Here is a 15,192-nt window from a genome sequence, read left to right as displayed (position 1 = left end):
CTCGCTAAAGGTCGCGGCTTCCAATTGCCTTGATCCAGAATAGCGGAGCCCGTCTTGGCCCTAACGCCCCAATCCAGCCAGGCCTTTATGAGCGAGGTCGACGACGAACTGCGTCGCGATCGGCTGACCCGTTTCTGGACCCGCTGGGGCCTTATTGTCGGTGCGCTGGTCGTCATCGTGCTCGCGGCCTTCGGCGGCTATCTCTATTGGCAGCATCACCGGACCCAGGCGGCGGCGGCCGATGGCGAGCAGTTGCAGTCGGCCTATGACGCGCTGGCGGAGAACGACACCAAGACGGCGGACGCCAAGCTGAAGACGCTGGCCGCCTCGAACGTCGATGCGTACCGCGCGCTGGCGCAGTTCACCCAGGCGGACATTCTTCTTCAGAAGGACGACCTGAAGGGGGCCGCCGCGCGCTTCGCGACGATCGCCAACGACGCCTCGCTCGCCAAGCCGTTCCGCGACCTGGCGCTGGTCCGCCAGACCATGGCCGAATATGACACGCTGAAGCCCGAGGCCGTGATCGCGCGGCTGGGCGGCATGGCGGTGCCCGGCAACGCCTATTTCGGCAGCGCGGGCGAGATGGTCGCCATTGCCTATCTCCGTCAGAACAAGCGCGCCCAGGCCGGCCGCCTGTTCGGGCAGATTGCCAGCGAGAAGGATGTGCCCGATACGTTGCGGCAACGTGCGGTTCAGATGGCCGGCGTATTGGGGGTCGATGCCGTCGGCCAGAGTGAGGACACCAAGACCCAATGACGAAGCATTTCCGCACCTCGGCCGCGCTCGCCGCGTTGATGGCGCTCGGCGCCTGTGGGGTGTTCAAGAGCGCCCCGAAAAAGACCCCGACCGTGGGCAACCGGGTGCCGATCCTGGTGTCCGAAACCGGGGTCGAGGCCGACAAGACGATCGCCGATGTGCAGGTCCTGCTACCCGCGCCCGAGACGAATCCCGAATGGGCGCAGCCCGGTGGCAACGCCGCCAAGTCGATGGGCCAGCTCGCGCTCGGCGAGCAGCCGCAGCGTCTGTGGGAAGCGACGATCAACGGCGGTTCGGCGCGCGACCCGCTGGGGGCCGCGCCCGTCGTCGCCGAGAACAAGCTGTTCGTCGTCGATGTCGAGGGCAATCTCCAGGCGCTGAACGCCGATACCGGCGCGAAGCTGTGGTCGGCGGGGATCACCGAGGGCGACCAGAACCGGCTCGCGCGCTTCGGCGGCGGTGCCAGCTATGACAGCGGCACGGTCTATGCCACCGATGGTTTGGGCGACGTGATCGCGGCCAATGCCGCCGATGGCAAGGTGCTGTGGCGTGCCAAGCCGGGTGGCCCGCTGCGCGGATCGCCGACCATCGCCAATGGCAATGTCTATGTCCTGACCCAGGACAATCAACTCTACGCGATCAACCAGGCGGATGGTAAGATCGTCTGGGCCGGGCAGGGAACGCTGGAAACGCAGGGCGTGTTCGGCGTCGCGGCCCCCGCCGCCAGCCAGGGCACGGTCGTCGCCGGATTCTCCAGCGGCGAACTGAACGCCTATCGCTACGAGAATGGCCGCATGTTGTGGCAGGACGCGCTGTCGCGGACGAGCATCTCGACCTCGGTGTCGACGCTGTCGGATATCGACGCCGCACCGGTGATCGATCAGGGCCGCGTCTATGCGCTGGGCCAGGGCGGCCGCATGGTCGCGCTGGAACTGTCGACAGGCCAGCGTCTGTGGGAACAGAATTTCGCTGGCATCTCGACGCCCTGGATCGCGGGCGAGTGGATCTTCCTCGTCACTGACGACGCCCGGCTTGTGGCTTTGGCCCGGTCGAGCGGCAAGGCGCGCTGGATTTCGCAGCTTCAGCGTTTCCATAACGAGAAGAAGAAGAACGGCGCCATCACCTGGTTCGGCCCGGTGCTGGCGGGCAATCGCCTGATCCTGACCAATTCGGAAGGGCAGATCGTCTATGCCAATCCGGGCGACGGATCGGTGCAGGCGACGGTCGAGGCCAAGACGCCCTTCGCCCTGCCGCCGATCGTGGCGAACGGCGTGCTGTACGTCCTGGATCAGAAGGGGCGGATCGCCGCCTATAAGTGATGGACGGCCGTCCCTCCGTCGCGCTGGGGGGACGGTATGTTTTGTACCGTGACGAAAGGCTCGCCTTTCGCTAACGGACGGCGATGGCAAAACTCCCTATCGTCGCGATCGTCGGCCGTCCCAATGTCGGCAAGTCGACGCTGTTCAATCGTCTGGTCGGAAAGAAGCTGGCGCTGGTCGATGACCGGCCCGGCGTGACGCGCGACCGGCGTGAAGGCGACGCGCATCTGCTGGGTCTCGATTTCCGTGTGATCGACACGGCGGGCTATGAAGACGAAGACCCCGATACGCTCCCCGGCCGCATGCGCCGCCAGACCGAGGCGGCGGTGGGCGAGGCCGATGTCGCCTTGTTCCTGGTCGATGCCCGCGCCGGGATCATGCCGCTGGACGAGGAAATCGCGCGCTGGCTGCGCAGTTCGGACACGCCGATCGTCCTCGCCGCCAACAAGGCCGAGGGGCGTGCGGCGGAACAGGGCATTCTCGAAGCGCTGGCGCTCGGCTTCGGCGATCCGGTCCAGCTTTCCGCCGAACATGGCGAAGGCGTGGGCGATCTGTTCGAGGCGCTGCTGCCCTTCATCGATGTCGAGATCGAGGAAGAAGAGGAAGTCGACCTTGAAAATCCCTTCGCGCCGCTGAAGCTGGCGATCGTCGGGCGGCCCAATGCGGGCAAGTCCACCCTCATCAACCGTTTCCTCGGTCAGGATCGCCTGATCACCGGGCCGGAGGCGGGGATCACCCGCGATTCGATCGCGATCGACTGGGAATGGCGCGACCGCGACGGCGAGACGCGGCAGGTTCGCCTGATCGACACGGCGGGGATGCGCAAGAAGGCCAAGGTTCAGGACAAGCTGGAAAAGTTGTCCGTCGCCGACGCCCTGCGCGCGGTGGACTTCGCCGAGGTCGTCGTGCTGCTGCTCGACGCGACCCTGGGACTGGAATCGCAGGACCTGCGCATCGCCGACCGCGTGCTGGAAGAGGGGCGGGCGCTGCTCATCGCGCTGAACAAATGGGACGTGGCGGAAAGCCCGTCGTCGCTGTTCAACGGCGTTCGCAAGGCGCTGGAGGATGGGCTTAGCCAGGTGAAGGGCGTGCCGTTGCTTGCGGTGTCAGCCGCGACCGGCAAGGGGCTGGACACGCTGATCGAGGCGGCGTTCGAGACGCGTGCGGCCTGGTCGAAGCGCGTGCCGACCGGCGAGCTCAACCGCTGGTTCGAAAAGGCGGTCGACGCCAACCCGCCGCCCGCGCCCGGCGGCAAGCGGATCAAGCTGCGCTACGTCACCCAGATCAAGTCGCGTCCGCCGAGTTTCGTGATCTTCGGGACACGGGTGGACCAGTTGCCCGCGAGCTATGAGCGTTATCTGGTCAATTCGATGCGGCGGGAACTGGGCTTCGGCGCGGTGCCGGTGCGCCTGACGCTGCGGGCACCGAAGAACCCCTTCGCGAACAAGGATTGAGGGCAGGGGCGCAAGCCCCGCCTGATGCTCATTCCACCCTTGGGCTAGTCCGCACTTCCGCTCCGCTCCAGACCCACCTCTGTTCCGTTCCAGCCCCACCTCCGTTCAGCCTGAGCGAAGTCGAAGGCCATGGGATGGCCTCGGCCAAGCTTGGAAGGGGCTTTATGGCGAAGGGTTTTCCGTGGCCTTCGACTTCGCTCAGGCTGAACGGGGGTGAGGGGATATATGGGCTGGACGGGGAGGGAGCCCGAAAGCCGGAAGGGGGCGGGCTATCAAACCCACCCCCAGCCGCCATTACCCTTGCAGGTGCGGCGCTGCGCCCGACTTGGGGGCGTCGTTTTCCGCCATGGCGTTCAACTGGACATAGTTCTGGATGCCCATGCGCTCGATCATCTCGAACTGGCGTTCCAGGGTGTCGACATGCTCTTCCTCGCTGGCGAGGATGCGCTGGAACAGGTCGCGGCTGACATAGTCGCGGACTTCCTCGCAATAGGCGATCGCTCCCTTGAGCTGCGCCACCGCCTCGATCTCGATGGCGAGATCGCCCTTGAGCACCTCTTCCACCGTCTCGCCGATGCGCAGGCGACCGAGCAGCTGAAAATTGGGCAGGCCGTCCAGATACAGGATACGCTCTGCCAGCCAATCGGCGTGGCGCATCTCGTCGATCGACTCCTTATACTCGAACTGGGCGAGCTTGTAGACGCCCCAATGGTCGAGCAGACGGTAGTGCAGGAAATACTGATTGATCGCGGTCAGCTCGTTCTTGAGCGCCTCGTTCAAAAACTCGATGACCTTGGGGTCGCCCTTGACTGCCATTGCCTTCATCCTTCGTAAATCGGCTCGCTCGCCACATTACGGGAATATCCGTAAGGACGGCAAGGAGATTTTCACAAGTAAAACTGCGAACCATTTTCAGGCAATAAAAGTTGTGAGATTTGCGATTGAAGTTGAAAGGCGTTCGCAGCTTCCGGTGAGTGGCGGACCGGAGAAATTGAGTGGATTGCCGGAGATATTTCTCGAGGGGCTCATGATCGTTGATCGGAACGATCGGGGTTCTTCAGCCTGCCAATATCTCCCGACCGTGCGCGGTAGCTCGGCAAACACTATGTCTGCGGCGTTATCTCTGAACGGGGATTCCATTGGTTTGCGGCTGGCCAGAGCGTCGCGGAGATCGAATATGTATTGCGCGGGCCTATCGCGACGCCGAACGGTCGCCGGCGGTGGCCTATCGTGGGAGACCTCGGAAGTGCCGGTCGAGCAGGACAACGCGCAGGACGTCATTGGCCCAGGATGCATGTGGCCAGTGCGGGTGATGCGCGAATGGGGATTGGTGGGCCCGGCAGGACTCGAACCCGCAACCTAGCCGTTATGAGCGGCCAGCTCTAACCATTGAGCTACAGGCCCCACCGAAAATGTCCGTAGCGTGACGGCGTGCGCGTTCGCAACGGGGGATTGGCGATCCCATAAAAGAAAAAGGGCACCTTCGCGAGGAAGGCGCCCTTTTCCGACAAGCAGTCGGCGCTTCGGACCCGAAGGTCCGAGGCGACATTACTGCATGTTGTCCGCCTTGGCGTCGGCAGCGTCACGGACGTTGTCGGCAGCGGCGTTCATGTTGTCGGCAGCGTTCTCGAGGGTCGCAGCGGCAGCACCGTTCGAGGTGTTGTCGGCAACCGCTTCGAGGTTGTCGGCCTGCATTTCCATGTTGTCAGCCAGCATGTCCGCGTTGTTTTCAACAGCGGCCGCCTCAGGCGACTTCGTGCAGGCGGCCACGGACATCAGGCCGGCGGCAGCGAGAACAAAGGCAATCTTCTTCATTCGAATGCTCCCAAGCATAAGCAATCATCGCGGCCGACCCGAATGCCGTCGCGAAGCGGCTCAAATAACGCGCGGTTCATCGCGGTCAATCCGCAAAATTCACATGACCGCAAGGTTCGCGACGAACCGATGGCACGGATCGGGCTTTTTCAAGGCGTTGGCGTTACCAAAACGTTACCGGCACAGAGCGATGCCAGCGGCCATCAGCGCGGCGTAACCGGGCCGATCGCCTCGGGCGCGTTGGCGACGACCGCCAGCATCGCGGTCCACGCCGCCACATTCTGCCGCAATGCCGCCGGATCGACCCGGTCCAGCACGTCGTCGGGCGTGTGATGGGTGTCGAAATAATCCCATCCCGACTGGTTCAGGTCGATCGCGCCGGTGCCCAGCTTCAGCGTCGGGCCGATATCGGTGCCGTCGCCGCCCAGGCCGATGCCCCGCGTGATGCCGAGCGGCGCAAGCGCGGTCTGGAGCCGGTCCGCAACGGGCTGTGCGGCGGCGGGCACGTTGACCTCGAACCGCCAGACCCGGTCCGCGCCGAAGTCACTCTCCGACGCCGTGGCGTGACGCTCATCGGCGTGCGCCTTGGCATAGGCCGCGCCCCCCATGCCGCCGACCTCTTCCGCGCCGAACCAGACGACGCGGATCGTGCGGCGCGGCGTGCCCGCGTCCATGATCCGCTTGGCGGCCGCTGCGGTGATCGCCACGCCGCTGGCATCGTCGATCGCGCCGGTGCCCAGGTCCCAGCTGTCGAGATGGCCGCCGACCAGCACGATCCCTGCCGACGGATCGCTGCCCGGCACCTCGGCGATGACGTTGCCCGATTCGCGCGCGCCCACCATGCGGGGGGTGAGGACCAGCTTCATGCGCACCGGCTGCCCCCGGCTGGCGATTCGCTCCAACTGCTCGGCATCGGGGACGGACAACGCCGCCGCCGGGATCGGCTTCACGCCCTCGGGAAAATTGGTGGTGCCGGTGTGCGGGAAGCGGTGATGATCGGTGCCGATCGAGCGGATGACGATCGCCACCGCGCCGCGCTGGGCCGCCAGCGCCGGGCCGGTGAAGCGCGCAGTGCCATAGGCCCCGTAGCCCGCGCCGTCCTGCGTCCGGGGCATGGCGTTGCCGATATAGACGATTCGCCCCTTGATCGCGCTGTCCGGCGCGGCCTGGAACGCGGCCATGCTGGGGAAGACGGCGACTTCGGCGGTCAACCCTGCCGCCGGGGTCGCCCCCGAATTGCCGAGCGCGGCGAGCGTCAGCTTCTGCGGGAAGGGGGCGAGGATCTCGGCGCTTTCCGCCCCGCGTTCCCAGACCGGCATTCGATAGGGTTCGATCCGCACATTCTTGAAGCCCAGCGCGGTCAGCCGGGCGACGGCCCAGTCGCGGGCCCGCGCCTCTGCTTCGGTGCCTGCCAACCGCTGGCCGACCTCGGTGGTCAGCCCCTCGACAATGTCCCAGGCGACCGTGTCGGTCAGCGCGGCGTCGCGCAACCGCTCGACCTCCGGCGCGATGGCGGCGGGCATCGGCGGGGGCGTCCGCTGTGCCAGAACGGGAGAGGTCAGGGCGGAGGCGGCAAGGGCCGCAAGGAGAAAGCGCTTCATGATCCCGACTGTTGCCCAGCCAGTCCCGTTTGCCAACCGCCCGCCCACCGACTACATGGGCGCTAAACCATCCTACAGTCGAAAAGCACGGAGCCCCGCGCCGCCATGGCCGTCCAATATACCTATGTGATGAAGGGTCTGACCAAGACCTTCCCCGGCGCCAACAAGCCTGTCCTCAACAATATCCACCTCCAGTTCCTGCCGAGCGCGAAGATCGCGATCATCGGTCCGAACGGCGCGGGCAAGTCCACGCTGATGAAGATCATGGCGGGCATGGATACGGACTTCACCGGCGAGGCCTGGGCCGCCGAGGGTGTCCGCGTCGGCTATCTGGCGCAGGAGCCGCAGCTCGATCCGTCGAAGGACGTGATGGGCAATGTGAAGGACGGCGTGCGCCCGATCGCCGATCTGGTCGATCGCTTCAACGCCATCTCGGCCGAGATGGGCGATCCCAAGGACGACACCGATTTCGACGCCCTGATGGAAGAGATGGGCGAGTTGCAGGCCAAGATCGACGCGGTCGACGGCTGGTCGCTCGACAGCCAGCTGGAGCAGGCGATGGAAGCGCTGCGCTGCCCGCCGGGCGATGCCGATGTCACGCGCCTGTCGGGCGGTGAGAAGCGCCGCGTGGCGCTGTGCAAGCTGCTGCTCGAAAAGCCCGACGTGCTGCTGCTCGACGAACCGACCAACCACCTCGACGCGGAAAGCGTGTCGTGGCTGGAAAACTATCTGAAGGAATATGCGGGTAACGTCATCCTCGTCACCCACGACCGTTACTTCCTGGATAACGTCGTCAACTGGGTGCTCGAACTCGATCGCGGCCGCTACTACACCTACGAGTCCAACTATTCCGGCTATCTGGAAAAGAAGGCCAAGCGCCTGGAGCAGGAAGAGCGCGACGAGGCGGGCAAGCAGAAGGCGATCGCCGACGAACTCGCCTGGATGCGTCAGACGCCCAAGGCCCGTCAGACCAAGTCGAAGGCGCGTATCCGTGCGTTCGAGGAACTGATGGAGAAGCAGGAAAACCGCGTCGCGGGCAAGGCGCAGATCCTGATCCAGATCCCCGAGCGGCTGGGCGGCAAGGTCATCGAGGCCAAGGGGCTGACCAAATCCTATGGCGACAAGCTGCTGTTCGAGAATCTCGACTTCATGCTGCCGCCGGGTGGGATCGTCGGCGTGATCGGGCCCAACGGCGCGGGCAAGTCGACGCTGTTCAAGCTGATCACCGGGCAGGAACAGCCCGATGCGGGCACGATCGAGATCGGCTCGACCGTCAAGCTCGGCTATGTCGACCAGAGCCGCGACGACCTCGATCCCAACAAGAATGTCTGGCAGGAAATCTCTGACGAGCTGGAGGTCTTCCGCTTCGGCAAGCAGGAACTGGGCACGCGCGCCTATGTCGGCGCGTTCAACTTCCGTGGCCCCGACCAGCAGAAGAAGGTCGGCCAGTTGTCCGGCGGTGAACGCAACCGCGTCCACATGGCCAAGATGCTGAAGGAGGGCGGCAACGTCCTGCTGCTCGACGAGCCGACCAACGACCTCGACGTGGAAACGCTGCGCGCGCTGGAAGAGGCGCTGGAGACGTTCGCGGGCTGCGCCGTGGTCATCAGCCACGATCGCTTCTTCCTCGATCGCCTCTGCACCCACATCCTGGCGTTCGAGGGCGACAGCCATGTCGAGTGGTTCGAGGGCAATTACGAATCCTATGAAGAGGACAAGCGTCGCCGCATGGGCGATGCCGCCGACCGTCCGACCCGGTTGGCGTACAAGAAGCTGACGCGCTGATCGGGCGACAGGCTTTGCCGCGCCGTGATGCCCTTCCCGGGCGATCGGGGAGGGCATCATGCTATGGGCGATCGGGATTGCCGATGGCTCCGGAAGGGATTTTGATCGGGTTTAAAACGGTTAAGCGAATACCTACTCTCGGGCCGTGCGCAAAGGGGCGATAAGGGATTCGATGGCGAATGGCGGTGGTGGAACAGGCGCAGGGCGAGGATTCGGAAGTCGACCGCGCGGGACAGTTGCATTACCGGCTTCGCCAGCAATCGGTCCTCGCCGCTTTCGGTATCGAGGCGTTGCGTGCGCGGGATCTGGACCCGATGCTGCAACGCGCGACCGAATTATGTGCCGAGGGCATGCGTTCGCGTTTCTGCAAGTTTCTGGAATATCGGCCCGACCGCGACACGTTGCTGGTCCGCACCGGCGTCGGCTGGGGCGAGGGCGTGATCGGATCGACCGAGATGCGTACCGATCTGGGCTCTCCGGCCGGTTTCGCGCTCCAGACGGGGCTGGGGGTCATTTCCAACCATCTCGACCGGGAAGAGCGGTTTCGCACGCCGCAATTCATGGCCGACCACGGGATTCGGCGCGCGATCAATGTGATTGTCGAGGCATCGGGTCAGCGTTACGGCGTGCTGGAAGTCGACAGTACGGACGAAGGGCGGTTCGAGGAGGCCGATCTGGCCTTCATGCAGGGTTTCGCCAACCTGATTGGCGTCGCGATCGAGCGGCAAGAGGCCGAGCGTCGTCTGGCCGAGGCGGTTGAGCATCAGCAACTGCTGACCCGCGAGGCCAGCCATCGGGTGAAGAACAGCCTGGCGCTGGTCTCCGCGATGCTGAACCTGCAAAAGCAGGAGGATGACGACCCCCGCGTGTTGCGGATGCTGAACGATGCGCAGGCGCGAATCACCGCGATCGCGCAGACCCACGACCAGCTCTGGCGCGGCGAGCGGGTGGGGATCGTGTGCCTCGACGATCTGGCCTGCGGCATCGCGGAACAACTGGCGCAACAGGCGCAGAACCATCAGGTTCACTGCGATATCGCGGCGATCGAAATGAACGCCGATACCGCCATCCCGATCGGCCTGATGCTGACCGAATTGCTGACCAATGCGATCAAATACGCCTATGACGAAGGCGGCGGCGGGATCGACGTGGGGCTCCATGCGCGGGACGGGCAGATCATCCTGTCGGTCCGCGACCGGGGCAGGGGGCTGCCCGAAGATTTCGACATGAAGGCGGCGTCGCGACACAGCCTGGGCATGCGGATGATCGCCAGCCTGGCGCGCCAGTTGCGCGGCGAGGTGCGGTTCGAGGATGCGGGGCCGGGCACTTGCGCGACGCTGACCATGCCCGATCCCAGGGACTAAAACTCTCCCCTGTAAGGGGAGGGGGCAGGCCGAAGGCCGGACGGAGGGGGGCTTTCAAACAGGTTGCCCTTCGCGGCGCTCCCCATCCCCGTACCTGGGAGGATTTAACGCATCCGCTTGACGAAGGTGCGCCCGTCCTCGCGCCGCTCGGTCTGGAAATTGGGGACCGCCTCGATCAGGTCGGACAGCCGCTTGAAGCCGTAATTGCGCGTATCGAAGCTGGAGCGATTGCCGGCAAGCTGACCCATGGCGGACAGGCTGGCGAAACCCCGTTCGTCGCGCTTCACGTTGTTATAGGCATCGACCAGCAGCTTGAGCAGTTCCTCGTCGATGGGGCGCGGCGTACCGGCGGTCCGCTTGGACGCCTCGATCGAAGGGGGCAGCGAATCGGCCAGGGGCACGTCGGCGGCCGTCGGCTTCGTCGCGGAGACGGCGGCGGAACGAGACGCCTCGCCGATCAGCGCGCCGACATCGATGAAGCGGCTGCACGCCTGTTGGAACGCCTCGGGCGTGCGGCTGTTGCCGAAGCCATAGACGGGAAAGCCGTCCTGCCGGATGCGGGTGGCGAGCGGCATGAAGTCGCTGTCCGACGACATGATCCCGAACCCATCGATCCGCCCGCGAAAGAGCAGGTCCATCGCGTCGATCGTCATCTTCATGTCGGTGGCGTTCTTCCCCTTGGTCAGGTCGAACTGCTGCTGTGGCTCGATACCATGTTTGACCATGACGTCGCGCCAGCCCTTCAGACCAGGCTTGGACCAGTTGCCATAGGCACGGCGGACATTGACCGTGCCCAGTTCGGCCAGCACCGTCAAAACAGGGTCGATGGCCGCCGACTGGGCATTGTCGGCATCGATGAGCAGCGCGATATTGCGGGTCAGTGCGTTCATGCGCCCTGACTATCAGAGCGCCGCGTCAGCTTCCACGCCGCATTGCATCGACGCCGATCGATCCGCCATCCGCCGCCGCGAGATACAGGAAGGCGAAGCAATAGAGGATCGCCGCCTCGCCGCCATTGGCGAGCGGCAGGAACCCTTGCGGCGCATGCGCCATGAAATAGGCGACCGCCATCTGGCCCGACAGGATGAACGCCACCGGGCGGGTGAACAATCCGATCAGCAGCAGCGCGCCGCCGACCAGTTCCAGCACACCCGCCGCCGTCAGCAATGGGCTGAGCGGCATGGGGAAGGGCGGGAGCGCGAAGAATTTCGATACGCCGTGCGACAGGAAGACCAGCCCGAATACGGCCCGGAACAGCGACAGCAGGGGGGCGGACCAGCGGGCGGGAATGGGCATGGCCGATGACCTTCACAAACGGCCGCGCCGATCGCGACCTCATGCCGCCTTCATCGCCGATCCCTGATCCAGCGCAAGCTTCGGTCGGGAAACGATTCGTTGCTGCGGGGGGCGCTATTCTTGCGGATAGGTGATCGCGATCACCTCATATTCCCGCTCGCCCGCAGGCAGCGAGACTCGGCGGAGGTCGCCGACGCCCGCGCCCCGCAGCGCGCGGACGAGCGGCGCGTTCCAGCCGACACGCCCCTGGCCGGCATCCGCCTCGTCATCGCCGACCAAAGTCAGCACCCGTTCGTTATCGTCTTCGTCCGCGATGGTGACGGTGGCGCCGAACCACACCTTGCTGCGGTCTTCCTGGCGCGCGGGATCGATGACCTTGGCCGCCTTCATCCGCTTGGACAGCCAGCCCAGCCGCCGGTCGATCTCGCGTAGACGCTTGCGACCATAGATATAGTCGCCATTCTCCGACCGGTCGCCATTGCCCGCCGCCCAGGCGATGGTGTCGACCAGCTTGGGCCGCTCGACCGCGAACAGCGCCTCATATTCCTGGCGCAGCGCGGAATAGCCCGCAGGGGTGATATAGTTGGGACGGTCCATCATCCCGCTCTATCGCCTGGACGCCCCCGATCAACCCGGACGCGACTTGCCGAGATACCAGCTGAGCGGCGTCGTCCCCCGGCTGGTGGCGCGGCTGGGGTTCATCAGGTCATAGACGACGGCATTCTCCAGCACGCGCTGCACATAGTTGCGCGTCTCGGAATAGGGAATCGCCTCGATCCAGTCGACAATATCGACCGCGCCGGTTCGGGGATCGCCGTTGAGCCGCAGCCATTTGTTCACATTGCCGCCGCCTGCATTATACGCCGCGATGGCGAGCGGATAGCTGCCGTAATTGTTGCGGATCCGCTCGAAATAGCTGGCGCCGAGCTGGATCGACAGGTTCGGATCGGCGGTCAGCGAGGCAGGGGAATAGGCCAGCCCGATCTTGCCCGACTGCTCGGCGGCGGTGGCGGGCATCAACTGCATCAACCCGCGCGCGCCCGCATGGCTGACGGCGGCGCGGTCGAACTGGCTTTCCTGCCGTGCGATGGCGTGGATGATCGTCCAGCTCGATTCATAGCCGGACGGGACCGGCACGATGGGGAACCCCGCCGCCGAATAGTCGGTCAGCCCGTTCTGCATCGCGCTGCGCCCCACCATCACCGCCAGATCGGGGCGGTTGATCGTGCGCGACAGGTCGGCGGCGAGGAGGTGATCACTCTCGCTCTCCGCATCGGCGGCGATCTGGCGGATAAAGGCGCTCTGGTCCTGCCGCTGGCCGATATTGCCTAGGAACCTGACGGCGCGCACCGTCTCGCGCGCGTCGAAGGCGGCGCGGGTCGCGGGCGGCACGTTGGTCGCCGCGATGGCGGGCGGGGCGACCAGCGGGCGGCCGGTCCGCTCCAGCGCAAGCTGGCCGTAGAACTGATCGCGATATTGCGCCGCGCGATTGTAGAATCCCGCCGCCTCGGTCGAGCGCCCCGCCGCCTCCGCTGCGCGACCCGCCCAGTAAAAGCCCTTGGCCCGCGTCTGTGGCGACTGGCTGCCCCGGCCATAACGGTCGAACAGCGTCATTGCATCGGCGGGCCGCGCCAGCTTCATCGCGCTCTGCCCGGCCAGCCAGACCAGGCTGGTATAATCGTCCCGCTCGCCATAGGGCTTGGTCGAGACGTCGGTTCCGGCGGGATAGGCATCGTCCACCTGCCGCGCGATGTCATAGGCGGTCTGAAGCTGATTGTCGGACGCCGCCGCGCGGGCGTTGAGCAGCAGCGTTTCGTAAAATTTCTCGACATTGCCGGGGCGGATGCTCAGATTCCGCGATCGTGCGAGCCAGGAGCGCGCGGTCAGGCTGTCGCCCGTATCGCGCAGCCACATGGCACGGTCCGCGACATAGCCCGCGTCGTTGGCATAAAGCTCGGCAGTCGAGGCCGACAGGCTGGCCGCCTCCGCCGACTTGGTGCGGAAGGCGAGTCGGGCGGTGAAGACCGGGCGTCGTGCCGAACTGGTATAGCCGAGTTGCCGGGCGGCCGCGCTGGTCTGTCCGCTCCACAGCAGCGAGTCCATCCGCGCATCATGATCCTCGGGCGTCAGCGACGCGGCGAAGGTCGACATGACCAGCGCCTCGTCGGTTGGCGACAGCGTCCCCCGCCGCCACGCGGTCCGCGCCGCCTGTGCCGCTTCGCCCGGTGCGCCGGTCGCCAGCAACGCGCGGGCATAGGCGACGCCGCCCGCCGCCGACATTGGCGGGAAGCGGCGGAAATAGGCGACCATGCTGGACGGCGCGGCGGTGAAGTTCGCCGCCTGCCGCTCCGCCGCGCGTCGGAAGCCTGCCTCGCCCGGCCAGCCGGGATGCGCCATCAGGAACCCGGCATAGCTGTCGAAGGGCAGCGAATCGGTCTGTTGCAGTGCTCGCCACTGCGCCAGAGCCGCCGCGATGGCGCCGTCGGCGGGGCTGGGCATTCCTGCCGCGCTCTGGTTGGGGCTCATATTCGCCATCTGGGTGCGATAGCGGTCGAGCTGGTCCTGCCCGCCCGGTGCGACCATCGATCCCGCCAATGTCGCGAGGAGCGCCCCCGCCTTCGTCAATGCCATCATAGTGGACAGAATAGGGACTCTACCCGTACATGTCCTGAACAAATTCCCTCATCCGGCCTAATTTCGGCGCAGCAGGAGCGCGTTTCCTCTCATGTTTTCAGGGTCCATCCCGGCGCTTGTGACGCCGTTCGACGATCGGGGCGATCATGTCGGCGGAGCATTCGACGAAGCGAAATTCCGGGATTTCGTCGAATGGCAGATTGCGGAGGGATCGTCGGCGCTGGTCGCGTGCGGCACCACGGGCGAGGCGGCGACCATGCCCAAGGACGAGCATTTCCATGTCGTCCGGGTCTGCGTCGACCAGGCGCGCGGGCGGGTGCCGGTGATCGCCGGGGCGGGCTCCAACGATACGATCGTGGCGATCGAGAATCTGAAAGCCGCGCAGCAAGCGGGCGCCGATGCCGCGCTGATGGTGCCGCCCTATTACAACCGCCCCAGCCAGGAGGGGATCGCCCGCCACTTCGCCGAGCTGGCCAAGTCCGCTCCGTTGCCGATCGTGCTCTATAATGTGCCGGGGCGCACGGTGACGGATATCCAGCCCGCGACGCTGATCCGCATCGTCCAGGCGGCGTCCGAGATATACGTGGGCGTGAAGGATGCCAGCGGTGCGCTGGCCCGGGTGTCGCATCATCGCGGCGCGCTCGGCCCCGATTTCTGCCAGCTTTCGGGCAATGACGATCTGGCGCTGGCGTTCAACGCGATGGGCGGGGTGGGCTGTATCTCGGTCACCGCCAATGTCGCGCCGCGCCTGTGCGCTGATTTCCAGGCGGCGTGCGCGGCGGGGGATATGGCGCGCGCGCTGGAACTGCACGACCGACTGTTCCCGCTGCACGAGGCGATGTTCGGCGATGCCTCGCCGGGGCCCGTCAAATATGCGCTCAGCCGGATCATCGGGCATTTCCCCACCGGCGTCCGCCTGCCTATGACCTGGCCGTCCGAAGCGGCACGTGCGCAGGTCGATGCCGCCTTGGCACATGCCGGACTGATCTGACCCGGCCTTTCTCGCGCCGCAATCCCCGATGAACCTAGGGTCGATCGACACTCACTCTATTCCTCCCCTGGAAGGATTCAGATCGTCCGAAAACAGCGTTGAGGATTCCCCGCCGCGCTGGGACGGTGTACTCTGCGGTCATGGCGTATATCGAGGGACATGCTCGGGATCAGGCGC

13 protein-coding genes and 1 tRNA gene are annotated in these 15,192 nt (G+C 65.5%); 6 read left to right on the top strand and 8 right to left on the bottom strand.

Annotated elements, in window-relative coordinates; translation table 11 throughout:
* Positions 1-54 precede the first annotated feature (54 nt).
* The 3 genes from SM191_RS02350 to der all read left to right on the top strand — a co-directional run bounded on the left by SM191_RS02350 (position 55) and on the right by der (position 3,529).
* Entirely contained in the window at positions 55-756 is a 702-nt protein-coding gene (locus tag SM191_RS02350) for a tetratricopeptide repeat protein (RefSeq protein WP_341504806.1), read from the top strand.
* A complete protein-coding gene (locus tag SM191_RS02345) occupies positions 753-2,075 on the top strand; it encodes an outer membrane protein assembly factor BamB family protein (RefSeq protein ID WP_341504805.1) in 1,323 nt (440 codons plus the stop codon). The genes SM191_RS02350 and SM191_RS02345 overlap by 4 nt, the downstream gene beginning before the upstream one ends.
* Positions 2,076-2,158: 83 nt before the next feature.
* Positions 2,159-3,529, top strand: coding sequence for a ribosome biogenesis GTPase Der (gene der, locus SM191_RS02340; RefSeq protein ID WP_341504804.1), 1,371 nt, complete (start codon positions 2,159-2,161; stop codon positions 3,527-3,529).
* A gap of 294 nt (positions 3,530-3,823) precedes the next feature.
* Here der and bfr read toward each other — a convergent pair whose 3' ends face one another.
* From bfr to SM191_RS02320, 4 genes are all read right to left on the bottom strand, one after another.
* Positions 3,824-4,345, bottom strand: coding sequence for a bacterioferritin (bfr, locus tag SM191_RS02335; protein WP_261267856.1), 522 nt, complete (start codon positions 4,343-4,345; stop codon positions 3,824-3,826).
* Positions 4,346-4,857: 512 nt separating this feature from the next.
* Positions 4,858-4,933, bottom strand: a tRNA-Ile gene (locus SM191_RS02330).
* 144 nt (positions 4,934-5,077) lie between these two features.
* The gene (locus tag SM191_RS02325; RefSeq protein WP_307000168.1) at positions 5,078-5,344 is read right to left on the bottom strand and encodes a hypothetical protein; all 267 of its coding nucleotides are present in this window, start codon (positions 5,342-5,344) and stop codon (positions 5,078-5,080) included.
* A gap of 203 nt (positions 5,345-5,547) precedes the next feature.
* Complete coding sequence (locus SM191_RS02320; RefSeq protein ID WP_341504803.1) at positions 5,548-6,945, bottom strand: M20/M25/M40 family metallo-hydrolase; 1,398 nt, start codon at positions 6,943-6,945, stop codon at positions 5,548-5,550.
* Positions 6,946-7,050: 105 nt separating this feature from the next.
* On the opposite strand from SM191_RS02320, the gene ettA reads away from it, so the two are divergent.
* Both ettA and SM191_RS02310 read left to right on the top strand, forming a co-directional pair.
* Positions 7,051-8,730, top strand: coding sequence for an energy-dependent translational throttle protein EttA (ettA, locus tag SM191_RS02315; RefSeq protein ID WP_341504802.1), 1,680 nt, complete (start codon positions 7,051-7,053; stop codon positions 8,728-8,730).
* Between the two features lie 179 nt (positions 8,731-8,909).
* Positions 8,910-10,094, top strand: coding sequence for a sensor histidine kinase (locus SM191_RS02310; protein ID WP_341504801.1), 1,185 nt, complete (start codon positions 8,910-8,912; stop codon positions 10,092-10,094).
* Between the two features lie 104 nt (positions 10,095-10,198).
* Here the strand turns inward: SM191_RS02310 and SM191_RS02305 are convergent, their stop codons facing one another.
* The 4 genes from SM191_RS02305 to SM191_RS02290 form a co-directional block, all read right to left on the bottom strand.
* Positions 10,199-10,984 (bottom strand): NYN domain-containing protein, encoded by a 786-nt coding sequence (locus tag SM191_RS02305; RefSeq protein WP_341504800.1) that lies wholly within the window; start codon positions 10,982-10,984, stop codon positions 10,199-10,201.
* Positions 10,985-11,009: 25 nt separating this feature from the next.
* A complete protein-coding gene (locus tag SM191_RS02300) occupies positions 11,010-11,390 on the bottom strand; it encodes a DoxX family protein (protein WP_341504799.1) in 381 nt (126 codons plus the stop codon).
* A 114-nt stretch (positions 11,391-11,504) separates the two neighbouring features.
* Positions 11,505-11,990 carry a transcription elongation factor GreB gene (gene greB / locus SM191_RS02295; RefSeq protein WP_341504798.1) on the bottom strand — a complete coding sequence of 162 codons (486 nt, stop codon included), beginning with the start codon at positions 11,988-11,990 and terminating at the stop codon, positions 11,505-11,507.
* A gap of 27 nt (positions 11,991-12,017) precedes the next feature.
* A complete protein-coding gene (locus SM191_RS02290) occupies positions 12,018-14,024 on the bottom strand; it encodes a lytic transglycosylase domain-containing protein (RefSeq protein ID WP_341504797.1) in 2,007 nt (668 codons plus the stop codon).
* A 91-nt stretch (positions 14,025-14,115) separates the two neighbouring features.
* On the opposite strand from SM191_RS02290, the gene dapA reads away from it, so the two are divergent.
* The gene (dapA, locus tag SM191_RS02285) at positions 14,116-15,015 is read left to right on the top strand and encodes a 4-hydroxy-tetrahydrodipicolinate synthase (RefSeq protein ID WP_341504796.1); all 900 of its coding nucleotides are present in this window, start codon (positions 14,116-14,118) and stop codon (positions 15,013-15,015) included.
* Positions 15,016-15,192 lie beyond the last annotated feature (177 nt).

Source organism: Sphingomonas sp. 2378, from assembly GCF_038084995.1.
GTDB lineage: Bacteria > Pseudomonadota > Alphaproteobacteria > Sphingomonadales > Sphingomonadaceae > Sphingomonas.
Note: the sequence above shows the minus strand (reverse complement) of the source record. Positions and strands in the feature narration are given on the sequence as shown.